A 16,194-nucleotide genomic window follows, 5' to 3' on the forward strand; every position below is an offset into this window, starting at 1 on the left:
CAGGCCTCCTGGCAGACCCGGTTGGAGGGTCGGCTCTCGATGCCCCGGCCACTGAGGGCCGTCACGTAGTAGCAGCCGGCGACGGTGCTCAGGCTGGAGTGGGCGAAGCTGGTGGTAGGGGCGGCTACGGTGGTGAGGGCTGTCAGGGAGTCGGTCTGGTAGCGGCTGTAGTAGAGCCGGTAGGCGGCAATGTTGGGGTCGCAGGCGGGTCCAGTGGTGGGTTGCCAGCGCAGGGTGTTGGTGAAGCTGGTCTGGTTGCAGAGGCTCTCGGTGGTCAGGCTGGCGCAGTTGAGGCTATCCAGGCCCAGTTGGGGGGGGCAGGGTCGGGCCGTATCGGTGGGGGTAGCACACTGGATCTGGCTGTAGTTAAGCAGAAGGCCCCCCGCCCCCAATCCCGCCAGAGTGGGATCGGCGTAGGTCCCCCTGGTCAGCACCCGGTAGCAGTAGGCTGAGTCGGCCGACAGCACCCGGCTCGTGTTGCCATCAGCCAGAAACGTATCTCCTCCGGTGTCAACGTAGGTGTACGATTCGGGTCCCCTCACGGGCACATCAGCAATGGCATTGAAAGGGCCGTTGGGTCCGGTGCGGGATCGGAAGACGGTGTGGGTCTGATTGTCGTTGGACCAGGGCACAGTAGCCGCCCAGCTCAAACGCACCTGCCGTTGAGCGGCCATGGCGGTCAGACGCACACTCGAAGCCGGGTCGGTGATGTCGAGCCGCGTCAATTGGCCCGTCGTGGGGTCCGTGTAATAGAAGCCCAGCCGGTAGCGGTAGGCTTCGGCCTCCGTGTTCAATGGCTGCGCCGAACTGCCCCGGTCAATGTAGACCGTGTCTGCTGCGCCGGGCGTGAGGCTGGTGTTGATGGTAGCTAAGGGCGTCCAGTTGGTGCCCGTCTGACCGGTGGCTCGCTCCAGACGGTACTGGTAGGGGCCACCCAAATCACCCGCCTGTAGGCCGATGGGGCGGCTCCAGCGCACGGTGATTTGCCCGCGCTGCGCATTGGTGCTGTCAACCGTTACCTGAGTGAGTACCGGGGCCAGCCGGGGTAGTTCCACACAAGCCTGCTGGGAGGTCACACTAACACCCCCGTTCAAGTTGCCTGAGCGGTCAGGGTATTGGGCTACGATGCGATAGGAGTAGGACACTCCCCGGCTCAGTGCTGAGGTGTCGATGAAGCTGGTAGCGCCCGCTCCCACCCGCCCCACCAACTGGTAGCCCAAACCGGGACGCAGGCCCGTTTCGCAAGCCTCGGGAGTGAAGGGCGCACAGCCTTCTTTGCGATAAATGAGCAGACTGGTCGTGTCGCGATCAGTGCGGGGCGCACAAGTGTAGGCCGTCCAGCGCAACTGGATGGCCCGCCCGTTGGCGGTGGCCGTGGGGCGAGCGCTCAGGTTCTGCACCGGTGGACCAATCAGCCGGATGCGCAGGGTCTGGAAGGAAACCAACGGGGTGATGCCCCGCGCCGGTACGTCGGTCACCTTCAGGGTCACATCATAGGGTGCCAGCCGCAACTGCTCGCAGCCCGTCTGCCACACAAAGCTCGCCGTGGCGGGCTGCGTTAAGGGACTGGTTACACTGCCCCCACCCGTCAGGCGGGCGAAGGCCGGGGGCACCAGTTGTCCGGGAGGCAGGGGCTGACCGTCGGGTCCTACGTTGAAGACGCCCCCAAAGGCCGAGATCAGCACGCGGTTGCCATCGGGGTCGGTAGCTTGTATGGGCTGGTTGATGAGCGTACCGGCCACCACGCACAGTTCGGGTAGGGGGGCGATGAGGGGCCGTTTGTTGGGCTGGTCGAGGACGATGATCTGCATGTCGCGGGTGACCTCGCCAATGAGCACTCCATTGCGCCACTCCTCAACGATGAAGGCGAAGTTATACTGGCCCTCCTGGCCGGGGGCGTCCCAGCACAGCTCACCCGTGCGGGCGTCGATGGCGAAGGTAGGGGTGGGGGCACCGGCCTCGTTGACGGTGCTGAAGCGGGTGGGGTCCTGGTAGGCGGGGATCGCCCGGCCCCGGCAACCCGACGTGCCAATCAACTCTTGTGGTACGCTCAGTCGGTAGGCAAGCGAGTCGCCGTCGGGGTCGAAGGCGGCCGGGTTGTGGCAGAAGCGCTGGCCGACGCGTCCCGAGTCGAGGGGTGTGTTGAGCAGGCGGGGGGTGGAGTTGAGGCCCAGGCCTTGGTTGATGAAGATTGTCGTCGACACGTAAAATATGATGTCGTCAGACCGGTCAGGCGGGGGCAAATTCTTCGTGTTTTCGTTCCGGTTCGGAATGGCAACCGAGATGGTATAAGCACCGGGTCCGGGGTAGGTGTGGGTGACCCGGTAGGTGTTTATTGACGAGGTACCTCCGTTGATGAATCGTTTGGGGTCACGCCGAACCACCTGCGTGGTGCCATCGCCGAAACAAATGGTGTATTCGTCCGCTCCTTCGGCGGCTGCCTGCCGTCCTTTGGGTGTTTCATCGTAGTAAGCAGTAAGAGTGATCTCGTAGGTGAGTGATGTTTCGGAGGTGCGCCGGGTGGTAATCTCGCCCGCCCGCACGTGGGTAGCCTGGCTCAGAGCAGGCCACAGAACGGCTCCTGCGAAGACGCTGAACACGGCAACTGAGTATATAAATCGCATAGACTTAAGACATTTGTAGTACAACGATTTCACCTCTTAAAACCGTATTGTCTCCGGCCATGACTCGTGCCTAATTCAACTAACTACTTAATCGGCAGCTACTATTTTGGACTATGGAGCCAAAAAAGCCGGTTAGCCGAACGTATGTCTACGAGTCAACTAACCGGCTCACTATGCAGAACTCGGTTCAATCAGTCAATAGTTCTGAACAGCCGGTTCCACCGAATTTTGTTCCAGATGTTGGCCGGATTTGGGTCAAGTGACATCCACACAAACACGGCTTTGCCCACAATGTGATCTTCAGGTACGAAACCCCAAAACCGCGAATCGAGCGAGTTGTCGCGGTTGTCGCCCATCATAAAGTAGTAATCCTGCTTGAACGTATAGGACGTGATCGCTTTGCCACCAATGCTGATACTCGTGTCCGTTCTGACTACGGCGGCATTGTTCTCGTACAGTTCGATCACTGGCCCGTAGAGCGTAAGGGTCTGGGCATTGATGGAAATCGACACGCCTTTTTTCGGGATGGTAATCGGCCCAAAATTGTCGTGGTTCCACTTGAACGCTGGTGTGCCGTAGATGCTTGCCCCCGTTTCACCGGGCTTGTCCATCATGGGTTCGATGCCCTTCACCCAGTCGAAGTCCTTAAATTTAGCAATAACGTCCTCCGTCGTGTTAATGCTGTAACCAACCATCGTCGCTGACTTGGTCGAGTCGTTATATTGCTCTAAAGGCTTCCAGTTTTCGGTTGGCTGGCTGGGGTCGCGGTAGTCATTGACGATGTCATACTTGCGGAAGAAGGCCGCATCGAGCACCTCCGCCGTTTTAATAAAGTATTTCTGCTCTGCACGGGGCGGAGTCGGAAACGGCTTGCCGTTGATGAATACCTCGCGCTGACGCACTTCCAGCACGTCGCCGGGAATACCGATGCACCGCTTAATATAATTGGTTTTCAAATCAACGGGGTAGTCGATGTTGTCATTGAGGTACCTGGGCGGCACGTTGAACACGACCACATCGCCATTTTTGACGTGCGTGAAACCGGGCAACCGGTAGGAGGGCAGTTGGATGGCCGTGCTGTAGGACGGAATGTCGGTTCCCCAGATTTTCTGGTGCGTGAGCGGCACCTGAAGGGGTGTCCGGGGCGTCCGGGTGCCGTAGTGCAGCTTACTGACAAACAGGAAATCACCGACCATCAGGCTGTTTTCCATGGAGGGCGTCGGAATCGTGAACGCTTCCATAAACAGCCATCGGATAAGCGTGGCCGCTACAACGGCGAACAGAACAGAATCGAACCACTCGCGAATAGGTGACTTTTGGGACTTAGCTGGTCTGGTTACAGCTTTTGTTCTTACTTCCACAGGATCGTCGGCTATAAATTAGTGACTAAGAAATGTCATTTTGGTGGCAAACCGCGAAGTTACGAAAGATGCGCGGCTGTAACGCAACCGTTCGTCACGTATCGCTCAGCGGTCATCACTTCCCAGCAGATCATCCATGCCAAATACGCCTTCGCGGTCAATGAGCCACTCGGCGGCAATGACGGCACCAAGTGCGAACCCTTCCCGGCTGTGCGCTACGTGCGAAATTTCGATCCGGTCAACGACCGAGTCGTAACGAACGGTGTGCGTGCCGGGTACGGTTTCTTCGCGCAGCGACTCAATTTCAATGACATCTTGGTCGGCCGCGTCCACCGATTTGCCGCCCGGTTCAGTCACAGCCCACCGGCGTTTGTGGGGTAGCTGCTCCAGCACGCCTTCGGCGAGCGTAATGGCCGTACCACTGGGCGCGTCCTTTTTTTCGGTATGATGAATCTCGGTCATCGACACCTGATACGACGGGTAGTTGCGCATGAATTGCGCCAGCGTTTTGTTCAACCGAAAAAACAGGTTGACACCGATACTATAATTAGATGCGTAAAAAAAAGCGCCGTTCTTTTCCCGGCAAAGCGCTTCTACGTCGGCACGATGACTAAGCCAGCCCGTTGTGCCGCAAACCACCGGCCAGCCGCGCTCAAAGCAGTGCGTTAGATTAGCGACGGCCGACTCGGGCGAGCTAAACTCAATTACCGCATCGACATCACTCGATTGAATTTGGTCCAGATCGGCGACGTTGTCGATGGTAATGCGCCCGGCAATCTGGTGACCCCGTTCGAGCGCAGTCTGCTCAATGGTCTTACCCATTTTGCCGTAGCCGAGGAGGAGAATGTTCATGTTCCTTTGGTTTGGTGGCTTGTAGTTTGTGCGGTTCCCCGCCGGGATTTGTAGTTGGCTGACGCATCAAACTCATGCGTCAGCCAACTACAAATCCCGGCGGGGAACCGCACAAACTACAAGCCACGAACATTATTTAAACGTCAACGCGACCCGAATGCCTGGCACGAGACCGGTTCCGGGCATGGGCAACACGGTTGGTTCGATGCGCATCGAAATGTCGTCGGATAAATCAAATGTTTTCAGATGGGCCGCTACGTTGGCTTCCACTGCGTTGACGGCGTATATGACAACTGCCAGAATAACGTTCAAATCCCGGTAGCGACGGTAGAAGTCATAAGCTGCTTTCGCCTGCGTCGCCCGCCGGAACACACTTCCGTTAATGAGCACCTCCGTCACTGGAATTGTGTCGCTGGGCGTAACATCGCCGTAGAGTAAACGACGATAACCGGTTGCCGCTTCGCGGGACAGGCGTCGGTAGCGAACAAAGAAGTAGCCAATGGCCCCAAACCCCCCGTAGATAAATGGTATTTTGTAGTATTGGCCATTGTAGGCCTGTCCCAGGCCGGGCAGCATCAACGACCGGAGGGTAGCCTGACGGGGGATGATTTTTCGGATCGCGGCTTCCTGCTTCGGCGATACCTCGGTTGTCCCCTCACTACTCAGCGAACCTTCAGTAGCCGGTGACACGCCGGTGCTGACTCGTATCCCATTACGCTGAACCGTTGGTGGAATTGTGTCCGCTGCTGAGCGCGATTGCCGGGTTGAATCGACAGTTACCGGGGTAATGGCTGGAACAAGGGCCGGATTTTGAGCAAACGAAGACCGGATTGACACGACCAACAAACAGACGACTCCGATAAAGAGAATGAGTTGTTTCATCCCCGAGTAACGCCCGGTCCTCCCTCGTTGTGCGTACCCGCCTGCTCGTTTAAGATACGTTAACACTATTGAGTCTGCGAGTTCAGCACTTCCAGGATTTTGGTTAACTCTTCCTGAGTAGTAAACGGAATTTTGATTTCGCCCTTGTGTTTTTCGTCGGCTTTGATTGAAACTTTTGTGCCGAACAGCGACGACAGCTTAAACTGCAGGCTCCGCATTTCCTGCTTGGGCAGCGTTACACGCCGGGTCGAAGCCGTGGGTTCGTCGGCTTCGTCGCCGAGGTTTCGCACCGCTTCTTCAACCTTGCGCACCGACCATTCCTCATCAACGGTCCGGTTAAAGAGCCGAATTTGCTGGTCCGGGTTGTCGATGTTGATGATGGCGCGGGCGTGGCCCATCGAAATTTTGTTGTCGCGCAGGGATGCCTGAATCACGGGCGGCAGTTTCAGCAGTCGGATGTAGTTGTTGACCGTTGTTCGGTTCTTGCCGACGCGTTCGCCCAACTCCTCCTGCTTTAGGCTACACTCGGTAATGAGCCGCTGGTAGCTCAGCGCAATTTCGATGGCGTTGAGGTTTTCGCGCTGAATGTTCTCAATCAGGGCCATTTCCAGCATTTGCTGGTCGTTGGCCGTGCGAACGTAAGCCGGAATATGGGTCAGCCCAGCAATTTTAGAGGCTTGTAAGCGCCGTTCGCCCGCAATGAGCTGGTAACGTTCTTTGCCTAACTGCCGCACGGTGATGGGCTGAATAATACCCTGCGTACGAATGGAGTCGGCCAACTCCTGAAGCGCTTCCTCGTCGAAGCGCGTCCGGGGCTGGAATGGATTGGTTTCGATCAGCGACAGCCCAATCTCACTCATCGTGCTGATGGTCTCGAAGGGCGACGTTTTCGTTTGCCGGTTCACCGCGTCGCTATCGTGCAGCAGCGCACCCAAGCCACGGCCCAGTCCAATCATCTTCTTATTATTCGGTGCTTTGGTGTTCGCGTTGTCCATAAGACAAGTATGTATGATATATGATGTAGTATATATTACAGCCTTAAAGCACAGCTATATCATACATACTACATCATACATAAGTTAGGCTTCCTGAGGCATCAGGCCGTTTTTGATCAAAATCTCACGGGCTAAGTTCAGGTAACTGACGGCTCCTTTGCTGTCGGCGTCCTGTGCCAAAGCGGGAACGCCGAAACTGGGCGATTCACTCAGGCGAATGTTGCGCGGAATGATCGTGCTGAACACCATTTGCTGAAAATGAGTCGTCACTTCGCCGACTACCTGGTTCGACAGCCGCACCCGTAAATCATACATTGTGAGCAGAATACCTTCAATGGCTAAGTTCGTGTTGAGCCGCGACTGGATAATTTTGATGGTATTGAGCAGCTTCCCTAAGCCTTCGAGCGCAAAATACTCGCACTGTACCGGAATGATGACCGAATCAGCCGCCGTCAGGCTATTGATGGTAATCAGACCCAATGACGGGGAGCAGTCGATGATGATAAAATCGTACTCGTCGCGGATGCTGTCGAGCGCGTTTTTCATCTTGTCTTCCCGATTCTGAAGGTTGATCATCTCAATCTCGGCCCCAACGAGGTCGATGTGCGAGGGAAGCAGATTCAGGTTCGGAAATTCCGTTTGAATGATGGCGTCGTGTGGGCGAACCCCCTCGACCATACACTCGTAAATGCTGTTCTCAATTTCTTTGGGGTTGTACCCCAGTCCCGACGTTGAGTTGGCCTGCGGGTCAGCATCAACGATGAGCGTTCGAAATTCGAGGGCGGCCAAACTGGCGGCTAAATTGATGGTTGTTGTAGTTTTACCGACGCCCCCTTTTTGGTTGGCGATAGCAATGACTTTACCCATGGGTCTGTGCGTTGCAGTCCCAAAGATGCCGGTTAGTTTCCACGAATCCAAAATGTTTCACGGGGTATAATGAGCGAATGAGTGAATTGGCGAGTGAGTGAATGGTTGAATGCCGGTCCGCCGGTGCGGCCAGCTATTCGCTCATTCGCCAATTCACTCATTCACTAATTAGCTCAGGCCCACACCTGCGTGCCTTCGGTGCAGTTTTTGCACATCTCAATTTCGGAGCGGGAGCGGAGTAGGGTCTGCCGGAAGTCTTGATAAGCCGGACCATGCCAGAGGTCGGTGAAGGATTGGGTTTGTAAATCGCCCATGCGGTGGTGCGCGTCTTTGTCGAAGCAGCACGGCACCACCAGTCCGTCCCAAGTGATGACGCAGGAGTGCCACATTTTCCAGCAGTGATCGCCGAAGCCGTTCTTAATCTGGTAGGTGCCATCGGCCTGCGGGGCGTAGCGGCTATACTGGTCCAGGGTTGGTATCAGGTCGGAGCCGTGTTCGTAGTCGTAAATCTGAGCCGTTTTTAAGCCTACTTCATCCACGCCGAGATCACGGGCAAGTTGCCGAACTTCGGCGATCTGGTGCTGATTGGGCTTCACCACCAGAAACTGAAACACGACGTGGGGCGTCCGGGATTTTAACTCTTTTTTCCAGCGCAGGATGTTTTTCGTGCCTTCCAGCACCTTTTCGAGTTTTCCGCCAATCCGATATTGTTCATACGTTTCCTGAGTGGTGCCGTCGATGCTGATAATGAGCCGGTCTAGCCCCGACTCCACCGTTTTGCGGGCGTTGGCGTCGGTGAGATAATGGGCGTTGGTGCTGGTGGCGGTGTAGATGTTGCGGTCGGTGGCGTAGCGGACCAGGTCCAGAAATTGCGGATGCAGATACGGCTCACCCTGGAAGTAAAAGATCAGGTACAGCAGCGTTTCGTGCAGTTCGTCGATTGTGCGTTTGTAAAGGTCCTCGCCGAGCATCCCCGTTGGGCGCGTGAAGGACCGCAAACCGCTCGGGCATTCGGGGCAGCGCAGGTTGCAACTCGTCGTCGGCTCAAACGACACCGACATTGGCAGGCCGCGTGGCACGGGTTTGCCCGTGCGCCGTGACTCGTAATAGCTATAGACCACCTTCAGCGCGTTGGCTACGCGTTTGGGTGTCAGTTTGGAAGCGAAGTTAAGGCCGTCGAAGAGGTTGCGGTTCATTTGATAATGGTACGCGTCGTCTGTTCTACCGAAATACTTTTTTCAAATCAATCGAAATGCCGTTGGTTGGGTCGGTGAGAACGTCGTTATGGAAAACCAGTTCGTCGGCGTTGGGTTGGAGAATCACGACCGAGCGGAACGTCGGCTGCACCAGCCAGTATGACTTTACGCCTGTGCCGAAAAATAATCTGGCTTTGTCGGTCAGCTCGGTTACGGTTTGGGATGGCGACATGATCTCAACGACGGTTAGCGGCACACGGTCTACTTTGATCTCATCCTGTAGCCAGTTTATGGGCGCTTCGGGAAATATGCTCAGATCAGGAACGGTCGGTGGCGTGGTGCTTATCAACGACATTTCGCTACCAACGGTAAACTGGTCTTCATAACCGTTTAATAACTGCTGCGAAATTCTGGCTTGAATAATAGCGTGATTAAAACTGGGCATGGGTTTCCCTCTCTCTATTTCGTAATCCGTCAGAACGGGCTGCTCAACAACTGCTTCCATTTTGTTGACTGATTTAATTTTCTGAAATATAACGAAAACCGTTCGAGCGGGCAATCTATAGCAGCCTATAAATCCGGTACCCTGCTTCTTCAAAAACGACGGTTTCCCCGTCAACACCGGGCACTATTTCGGGCAGTTCTCCGCTCATACTGGCGGCAAATACGTAGCCGGTCGGTTCGGTATGCGCCCAGACGATGTAGTTATAACCCGCCGTGTCTGGTGCCACGAGCCAGCGCGTTTCTTTGCCAACGACTTCAGGCCAGATGCTCTCGGCAAAAGTGCGCATCCGTCCGATGGCTGCGAACTGTTCGGCGTTCTGACCCCATACAAATGGGCCGTGCGTCACCTTGTCGGGTTGCCGGTCGTCACCGATGTCAAACACGTAGAGTTTGGTGTACTCTTCGTTGGCCCCGCGTGTTTCGTGAAGGTTACGCACTTCAAATCCCAGCCCGACGTAGCTGGGCATATCAGTCAGGAACAGGGCCGTGAAATACCGAAACAGGTTGCCCGTTCGGTAGAATTCATCAAAGCGCGGATCGTCTTTATCGGCCGTCATCACCGTGAAGTTAGGGGCAAACCGGCGCGTCCGTCGTAGTTGGTCATAGCGGGCGAACTGCCTTTTGAACTCGTCCGACCCAACCCCCAGCGACTGCAAATCGCCCAGTGTCGAATCGGCTTCGATGGCATCGAGATGGTCATCTTCGTCGCCGTATCCCATTGTGTCGGGTGGGGCCAAAAACGTCTCGGCGAAGAAAGCGAAATGCGTAACACCCTTGTCCTGAACGTAGCGTTTGATGAACCGCAGCGGATCATAATAGTCGCCGATTGTGGCCGGTACGCCTTCCGGCTGCATTTGCACGTGAGCCATGTCGCCCCGCATGAAGTCGAAGTTGTAGGCCCGCTGGCAGTCGTACACGTTCTGGCCCATGTACGCCCAGGCGGGGTAATTGGGCCGCTCGAAATCCAGTTCCCACTGCTGATTGTTGTCTTTCGACTCGTAGAACCGATACCGCGCCAGCGGCCCAAACACCCGCGACATTGCCTGTGGTTTGTCGAACGCGTACTGATACCAGATCTGGTCGTATTCATCGGTCACGAAATCGTCGGGGTCAATGTGCAGGGCGCGGTAGGGCGGGGCCATCGTCATCGGCAGCGTTTCCAGACCCTGCGCCGTCAGGTGCCGGATCAGATCGACCCGCCGACGCAGTCTCCCCCGGAAGTCCTGCGGATAGCCAAACAGAATGCGATGGCGATGGCTGTCGGTCAGAATAGGAATTTCTGTTGAAAAGAAAACGTCTTTGCCAAATGTCAGGGGCGTTCCGTCGGCCGCGCCGTGGTACTTCAAAAACTGCCAGATGGCTTCCTCAACGTACCGGTACACGGTGCTGGTATGGTCGATAATTTTGGGACCGTCGCGGTGTACCCACTCGAAGAGCGACGGGCAGGTTAGCACCATCTCCGAGAAGCGGTCGGTGTGCGGAATAACGTCCATGCCAACAGTACGTCCCATCGCATGAAGCAGATTGACAACGACTTTCAACTGTTTCTCGACCGTGTCCAAGCCAGGCACGAACTGAGCGAGGCTCCGGTCGAAGAATTCGGCGTTGATTTGCCAGCTCACCATGCCGTATAAACTGCCCACAACGCCCGGTTCCCAGATGGGCAGCAGGTGAATGCTGTCGTGGCTGGCGGGTAGGGTAAGGGCGTAGTTGACCACGTTCCAGAACGACCCAATCGTGCGAACGTTGATACCTGCCATATTGCTCCGCTTCAGCCACGAACCGTCGGGTTGGCCTTTTGCGGGACTGTCAATGGTTTCGTTGGGGTTCAATGCCCGGCGGATCGCGTCGTTACCGAGCCGTTTGTGCAGCATCTCCAGCGTTTGGTAGACGCCAAACTGTACGGCTGTCTGGGGCAACAGGGTCGCCACGAACGACGAGCGGCCTGATTGGTAGGCGTCGGTGTAGCGATAGCTGTTTTGCTGCCAGTCGGTCAGCAGATCAATGAAGGTTATCGGCATGGGGCAAATGTACACGACCCTCATAAACTTTGCCAACCTTTAGCCTGTTGGCAAAGTTTACCGTTCACTACGTATGCAGGATGTTATTATCATTGGCGGAGGACTGGCCGGTCTGGTGAGTGGGCTGGAACTGGCGCGGGCAGGCCACGCGGTCACGCTCGTGGAGCGAAAAACCTACCCGTTTCACAAAGTATGCGGGGAGTACGTCTCCAACGAGGTTAAGCGGTATATTGAGTCGCTGGGTGTCGATCTGGCAGGTCTGGGTGCAGCCGACATTCGCCGGTTTCAGGTGTCGGCTCCGTCGGGACGGCTGCTCGAAAGCAAGCTGGATTTAGGTGGTTTCGGCATCAGCCGCTACGTACTCGACTACGAACTGTATCAGCTTGGCTTGGCGGCTGGGGTAGATTTTCGGCTGGGCAAATCGGTCGATAACGTCCAGTTTGCCAATGATCAGTTCGCCGTTACACTCAGCGATGGTGCTACGCTGACCAGCCGGTTGGTACTCGGCACCTTCGGCAAACGTTCAAAATTGGATAAATCGCTCAACCGGGCGTTTACGCGTCAGCCATCGCCCTATGTGGGCGTTAAATACCACGTTCGGGTCGATCTGCCGGACGATGTCATTGCCCTGCATAATTTTTCGGATGGTTACTGCGGGATGTCAGCCATTGAGGGCGGCAAATACTGCGTCTGCTACCTGACAACGCGCGAAAATCTGCGACGACATGGCAACATTTCCGACATGGAACGGGCCATTCTGCACCAAAACCCGCACTTGAAATCTTTATTTTCGACGGCAGAATTCCTATACGAGAAGCCCGAAGTCATTAACGAAATATCGTTTGCACCCAAGCAGGCCGTCGAAAATCACGTGCTGATGGCGGGCGATTCGGCGGGTCTGATTACGCCCCTTTGCGGCAACGGTATGGCAATGGCCATTCACGGAGCCAAGTTGGTCAGTGAACTGTCAAGCGCATTTTTGCGGAATCAACTCACCCGTGCCGAGTTGGAAGGCCAGTATCAACGGGGATGGTCGGAGCGGTTTGCCCGGCGGCTGTGGGTAGGTCGTACGGTGCAGAAACTATTCGGCAAACCGTGGCTAACCGAAGCGGGTGCGTGGGCGTTTGGTGCGTTCAAACCCGCGTTACGGACGGTAATGCGGCAAACGCACGGGGAAGTGATTAGTAATTGAACAGGTAGTTTAACGACAGTTGTCGAGCCAATCCACTGCTTACCGGGCCGAAATAGCCGTAGCCGGGAAGTCACTGAAGACACCGTCTACGCCCAGGTCGTAGATGTTTTTGTACTCCGCCCGCGGGTCATTGTTGTAGTCGCTCAGCAACCGGCGCAACTCGTCCCGGAAGGTGTAGGCGTGAACCAACAGGCCCCGCTGATGCGCCCGCTCAATCAGGGTAGTGGCCGGTAGTTTGGTGTAGTCCTGATCCGTCGTTCGGCCATCCGAGTTAATGTCGTCCGGGTTGCCGTCGTTGTTGGCATCCGCGAACGTGTAAGGCTGGATATACGGTTTCCAGGGGCCGATGCCGTCCGCGTAGGTTTTGATAAAATCCAGCCCGGCATCGTTCGCCAGGTCGTTGTAAGTTCTGGGATCTCCTTTAACCACAAAATCATACGGCTTTCCGTTGGGCAGGTCCATGAGCAGGTTGCCGTTCCGGTCAACGTCGTAGGCGTCGAAAAGCTGAACGAGTTTAACCGTCGACTTCGTCCGGGCGTACTGGAGGTTAGACACTTCAAACGACTGCACGTACACCGGTGCCTCTTTCGAGTTCCAGCCCGCAGCAGTCAGTGTGGCGAGCAGCTTGTCCGTAATGGCTAAACCCAGATTCTCGTGAAACGTGGGGTGCTTGGTTTCTGGGTAAATACCGACCTGCCGTCCTCTGTTGGTGGATTCCGTTTTTACCAGATCGATCATTTCCTGAAACGTAGGGATCAGATACAGCCCATTGAACTGCTGCGACCGCTCCGCGAAAGCCTGCTTCGCCCGCAGCGTTTTAATTTCGGCCAGGGTGAAATCGCTCGCAAACCAATCCTCAACCTCGAAGCCGTCCAGCAACTTTTTTGTCTTACGGTTGGCAAACTCTGGCCGTTCCGAGACGTCGGTCGTACCAGACAGCATTGGTTCGTGTCGGCAGATCAGCACCCCATCTTTGGTGACCACCAAGTCGGGTTCGACGAAATCGGCCCCCTGTTCAATCGCCAGCCGGTAAGATTCGAGGGTGTGCTCCGGCAGCGTACCCGACGCTCCCCGGTGACCAATAACCAAGGGGCGCTGACCGGTCAGGGTTTTGTACGCTTGTCCCTCCGGGTTTCTGTGATCCGAACAGGATGCCATCAGGAGTAGGAATGAAAGGGAGAGTAGAGGAACGTTCTTCATGAGCAATGGGGGTATGATTGGCCATAAAGATCAGGTTGTTCCAGTTACAATTTGTTGCGAACGGATTATGGAATTATTAACTGTATTTAATGGAGCACTTACGGGCGTAGGCCGCCGTAACAAGTGAAAAACCACCGCTCTTACTCCATCAATACGTCCGTAACACCTTCAGCCGGTGGTTTTTGTTGAGTTTGTAGCGCGGGTTACTCAGCCGGTTGAACAGCACGCCACTCAACACCAGTGTGCCCACAACGGGCAGGACATTGCGGTAAAGCCCGCCCTGATTGACCACATCCGCGATCAGATAAACCGCTCCGGCGATGGGAAACAGGTTGCCAGCCGCCGTCACGAACGGAATCCGGCGGTGCAGGTAGAAACGCTGAACGTCACTGATCCTGAACGTCACCGGCTCGTCGCGGTTCATCACCTCGTTGGCCATCAGAACGCTAAATGTACTGTCGGTGACGTCGTAGAGTTGTTCGCGATATTTCTGACCCTGCGCTTTGAAATGAATCTCGTCACCCTCAAAAAAACGGTACCGGTGGAAGCCGCCCAGTGTGTGGTTTACGTCGAGGGCGAGGTAGCGCGAGGGGCGGAGCAGGGCCGAGTAGGCGGTACCCCGGCGCTGCAAAAGCTGCTCGGTTGTGAGCGTATCGCGGGGTTGGGCGTGAGTTAATGAAGGTAGAAATAGACCGACGAGGAACAAATAGTTTCGGAAACGCATAAGCTAAAAACGGGCAAAGCCGGTGATTTTGGGTAAAGTAAGCCCAAAATCACCGGCTTTGTTTCTTAACAAACGTTAACGGCTTATTGCTGCGCCAGCGTGCGCCCTTTAGGGTACTTTACTTCGTAACGGAACGTCAGCGCACGGCTTTCATTGGGTTTCAGCGTCAACCGGTAGGTCAGTTTACCAGTTTCTGGGTTTAGTTCAGCCCCGCCCGCGTCGGTGAGCGAGACCTCGATGCGGCTGTCGGTCGAGACGGGAATCTGGTCGTAGAGCGTCAGGCTGACGGGTTCGGGGCGGGTGTTGCGCAGGCTGATCCGGTACGCCCGGCCTTCGCGCTGGTTGCTGCCAACGGATTTCCGGCTGTTGAGGTCTTCGATCTGTTCACGTTTGGCAATGATGCGTTTATCGCGCCCCAACGACAGCGACAGGGTGTCTTTCGCTTCGGTCAGACTCACCCGCGATTCACCCACAAACGTCCCCTCGAAATAAATCCGGGCTACGCCGTTGAGCAGGTTCAGCTTGTCCCAGCCCGTAATCTGCGCCGTCAGAAACGCGTCGGTCTCGAGCTTGGGCGTCAGTTCGTAGCGGTAGGTAGCGGGCAAATCGCTGGTTTGAATATCCACCAACTGAGGACGACCGTTGGTCAGAATCGTGTACGGAAGGGCAATCACAAAACTGACGTTGGTTGGCTGGTCAACGGCCTGCGTCACATCGGCGGTGTTTTCCAGATTAGGCGCGGGAGCAGCGGCACTGGCTTCGGGAGCGCTCACGGTGGCTTTGGCCCGCGAATTATACGCCGTGCTTACGTCCCGCTGCTGATACAAAACCGGCGGTTTCGGCTCATAGAAACTCACGTAATCAGTGCTTAACTCCGGTTGTGAGCCGGGCAGGGCGGGGTTCGCGGTGGAGAGTGTCAGGCGGATGTTCTGCCAGTCGAAGCCTGTATTCTGATAGACCTGGGCTTTGTAGGCCAGCGAAGCCGCACCTTTTGTATCGCGCACCCGAACGTCGTAGATGGGTGTCCAGCCTGCATTACGAACCACGTAGCTGAGATCCATCTCAATGGTGGTGCGGCTGCGGGCGGTGAGCGTCACTTCTATTTCGCCCACCGGTTGTTCGCGTTTGGCGTTTTGCTCTCTCACCTGCGCGTCGAGCCGGTCCACCCGCTTTTTCTGTTCTACCATCCGGCGCGTCAGCACGAGCATTTCCTGGCCAATTTTGGTGAGCCGGTCGCGGTAGAATGCGGCCATGTCGGCGATCTGCTTCACGGTTGCACCCGCGTCTTTGCCGCCAACCTGCTTATTGGCTAAAATGAGTTTCTTCTCTTCCAGCAACACCTCTTCCTGCACGGCCATTGCTTCGAGGGCTTCGCGGTTAATTTTCAGCGAATCCTCCAGCCGTTGCAGTGAGACTGGTTTGGTGGCTTTGGTCAGAAAATTGGTACGGAACTGAACGCCCTGAATAACGGCGTCGCCCCTGCCCGACACCTGAATGCTCTGCGGGTCGGTTTGGGCGGGCGCGTTGTCGATAATGAGCCGGGTGGTGCCCGCATCAACGGTGGCCGTGGCGCGGGCCGACAGTTGGGCGCGGGTCAGGAACACTGTTGCCTGTCGGAGCGTGGCCTGAACGCGCTGCTCGTCGTCGGCCTGATCGCGGCTGACCTGGGCAATGGTGGTAACCTGAAAAAATAGGATGGCAATGAATAGTGCCGGGAGCAATCGAGTCATTTGAATGGGGGAGTACGTTAGTGCATAGACCCCATCCGGTGGTAAT

The 16,194-nt window shown here is 56.1% G+C and carries 13 protein-coding genes; 1 reads left to right on the forward strand and 12 read right to left on the reverse strand.

The annotated features are described in order from the left end of the window. The 9 genes from ACYVHB_RS24360 to ACYVHB_RS24400 form a co-directional block, all read right to left on the reverse strand. Positions 1-2,624, reverse strand: a 2,624-nt coding sequence (locus ACYVHB_RS24360; protein ID WP_461054423.1) for a fibronectin type III domain-containing protein, incomplete at its 3' end; no start/stop codon positions are given. Positions 2,625-2,815: 191 nt separating this feature from the next. Further along, positions 2,816-3,985 (reverse strand): signal peptidase I, encoded by a 1,170-nt coding sequence (gene lepB / locus ACYVHB_RS24365; protein WP_461054424.1) that lies wholly within the window; start codon positions 3,983-3,985, stop codon positions 2,816-2,818. Between the two features lie 105 nt (positions 3,986-4,090). Next, complete coding sequence (gene dapB / locus ACYVHB_RS24370) at positions 4,091-4,837, reverse strand: 4-hydroxy-tetrahydrodipicolinate reductase (protein WP_461054425.1); 747 nt, start codon at positions 4,835-4,837, stop codon at positions 4,091-4,093. Positions 4,838-4,969: 132 nt separating this feature from the next. Continuing rightward, positions 4,970-5,719: a DUF5683 domain-containing protein gene (locus ACYVHB_RS24375; protein ID WP_461054426.1), complete on the reverse strand. Its 750-nt coding sequence runs from the start codon at positions 5,717-5,719 to the stop codon at positions 4,970-4,972. 65 nt (positions 5,720-5,784) lie between these two features. After that, positions 5,785-6,714 carry a ParB/RepB/Spo0J family partition protein gene (locus ACYVHB_RS24380; protein ID WP_461054427.1) on the reverse strand — a complete coding sequence of 310 codons (930 nt, stop codon included), beginning with the start codon at positions 6,712-6,714 and terminating at the stop codon, positions 5,785-5,787. A gap of 84 nt (positions 6,715-6,798) precedes the next feature. Next, positions 6,799-7,581 (reverse strand): ParA family protein, encoded by a 783-nt coding sequence (locus ACYVHB_RS24385; protein ID WP_461054428.1) that lies wholly within the window; start codon positions 7,579-7,581, stop codon positions 6,799-6,801. A 173-nt stretch (positions 7,582-7,754) separates the two neighbouring features. After that, positions 7,755-8,777: an SPASM domain-containing protein gene (locus tag ACYVHB_RS24390; protein ID WP_461054429.1), complete on the reverse strand. Its 1,023-nt coding sequence runs from the start codon at positions 8,775-8,777 to the stop codon at positions 7,755-7,757. A 25-nt stretch (positions 8,778-8,802) separates the two neighbouring features. After that, positions 8,803-9,282 (reverse strand): Uma2 family endonuclease, encoded by a 480-nt coding sequence (locus tag ACYVHB_RS24395; protein ID WP_461054430.1) that lies wholly within the window; start codon positions 9,280-9,282, stop codon positions 8,803-8,805. Between the two features lie 55 nt (positions 9,283-9,337). After that, positions 9,338-11,302: a hypothetical protein gene (locus ACYVHB_RS24400; RefSeq protein ID WP_461054431.1), complete on the reverse strand. Its 1,965-nt coding sequence runs from the start codon at positions 11,300-11,302 to the stop codon at positions 9,338-9,340. Between the two features lie 73 nt (positions 11,303-11,375). On the opposite strand from ACYVHB_RS24400, the gene ACYVHB_RS24405 reads away from it, so the two are divergent. Next, the gene (locus tag ACYVHB_RS24405; protein WP_461054432.1) at positions 11,376-12,494 is read left to right on the forward strand and encodes an NAD(P)/FAD-dependent oxidoreductase; all 1,119 of its coding nucleotides are present in this window, start codon (positions 11,376-11,378) and stop codon (positions 12,492-12,494) included. Positions 12,495-12,533: 39 nt separating this feature from the next. Here ACYVHB_RS24405 and ACYVHB_RS24410 read toward each other — a convergent pair whose 3' ends face one another. The 3 genes from ACYVHB_RS24410 to ACYVHB_RS24420 form a co-directional block, all read right to left on the reverse strand. Further along, positions 12,534-13,694 (reverse strand): glycerophosphodiester phosphodiesterase, encoded by a 1,161-nt coding sequence (locus ACYVHB_RS24410; protein WP_461054433.1) that lies wholly within the window; start codon positions 13,692-13,694, stop codon positions 12,534-12,536. A gap of 148 nt (positions 13,695-13,842) precedes the next feature. Continuing rightward, positions 13,843-14,418 (reverse strand): hypothetical protein, encoded by a 576-nt coding sequence (locus tag ACYVHB_RS24415; RefSeq protein WP_461054434.1) that lies wholly within the window; start codon positions 14,416-14,418, stop codon positions 13,843-13,845. An 83-nt stretch (positions 14,419-14,501) separates the two neighbouring features. Next, on the reverse strand, positions 14,502-16,148 hold the full coding sequence (locus tag ACYVHB_RS24420; protein WP_461054435.1) for a DUF4139 domain-containing protein: 1,647 nt from the start codon (positions 16,146-16,148) through the stop codon (positions 14,502-14,504). Positions 16,149-16,194: the final 46 nt, after the last annotated feature.

The sequence above is a fragment of the Spirosoma arcticum genome (assembly GCF_054779955.1).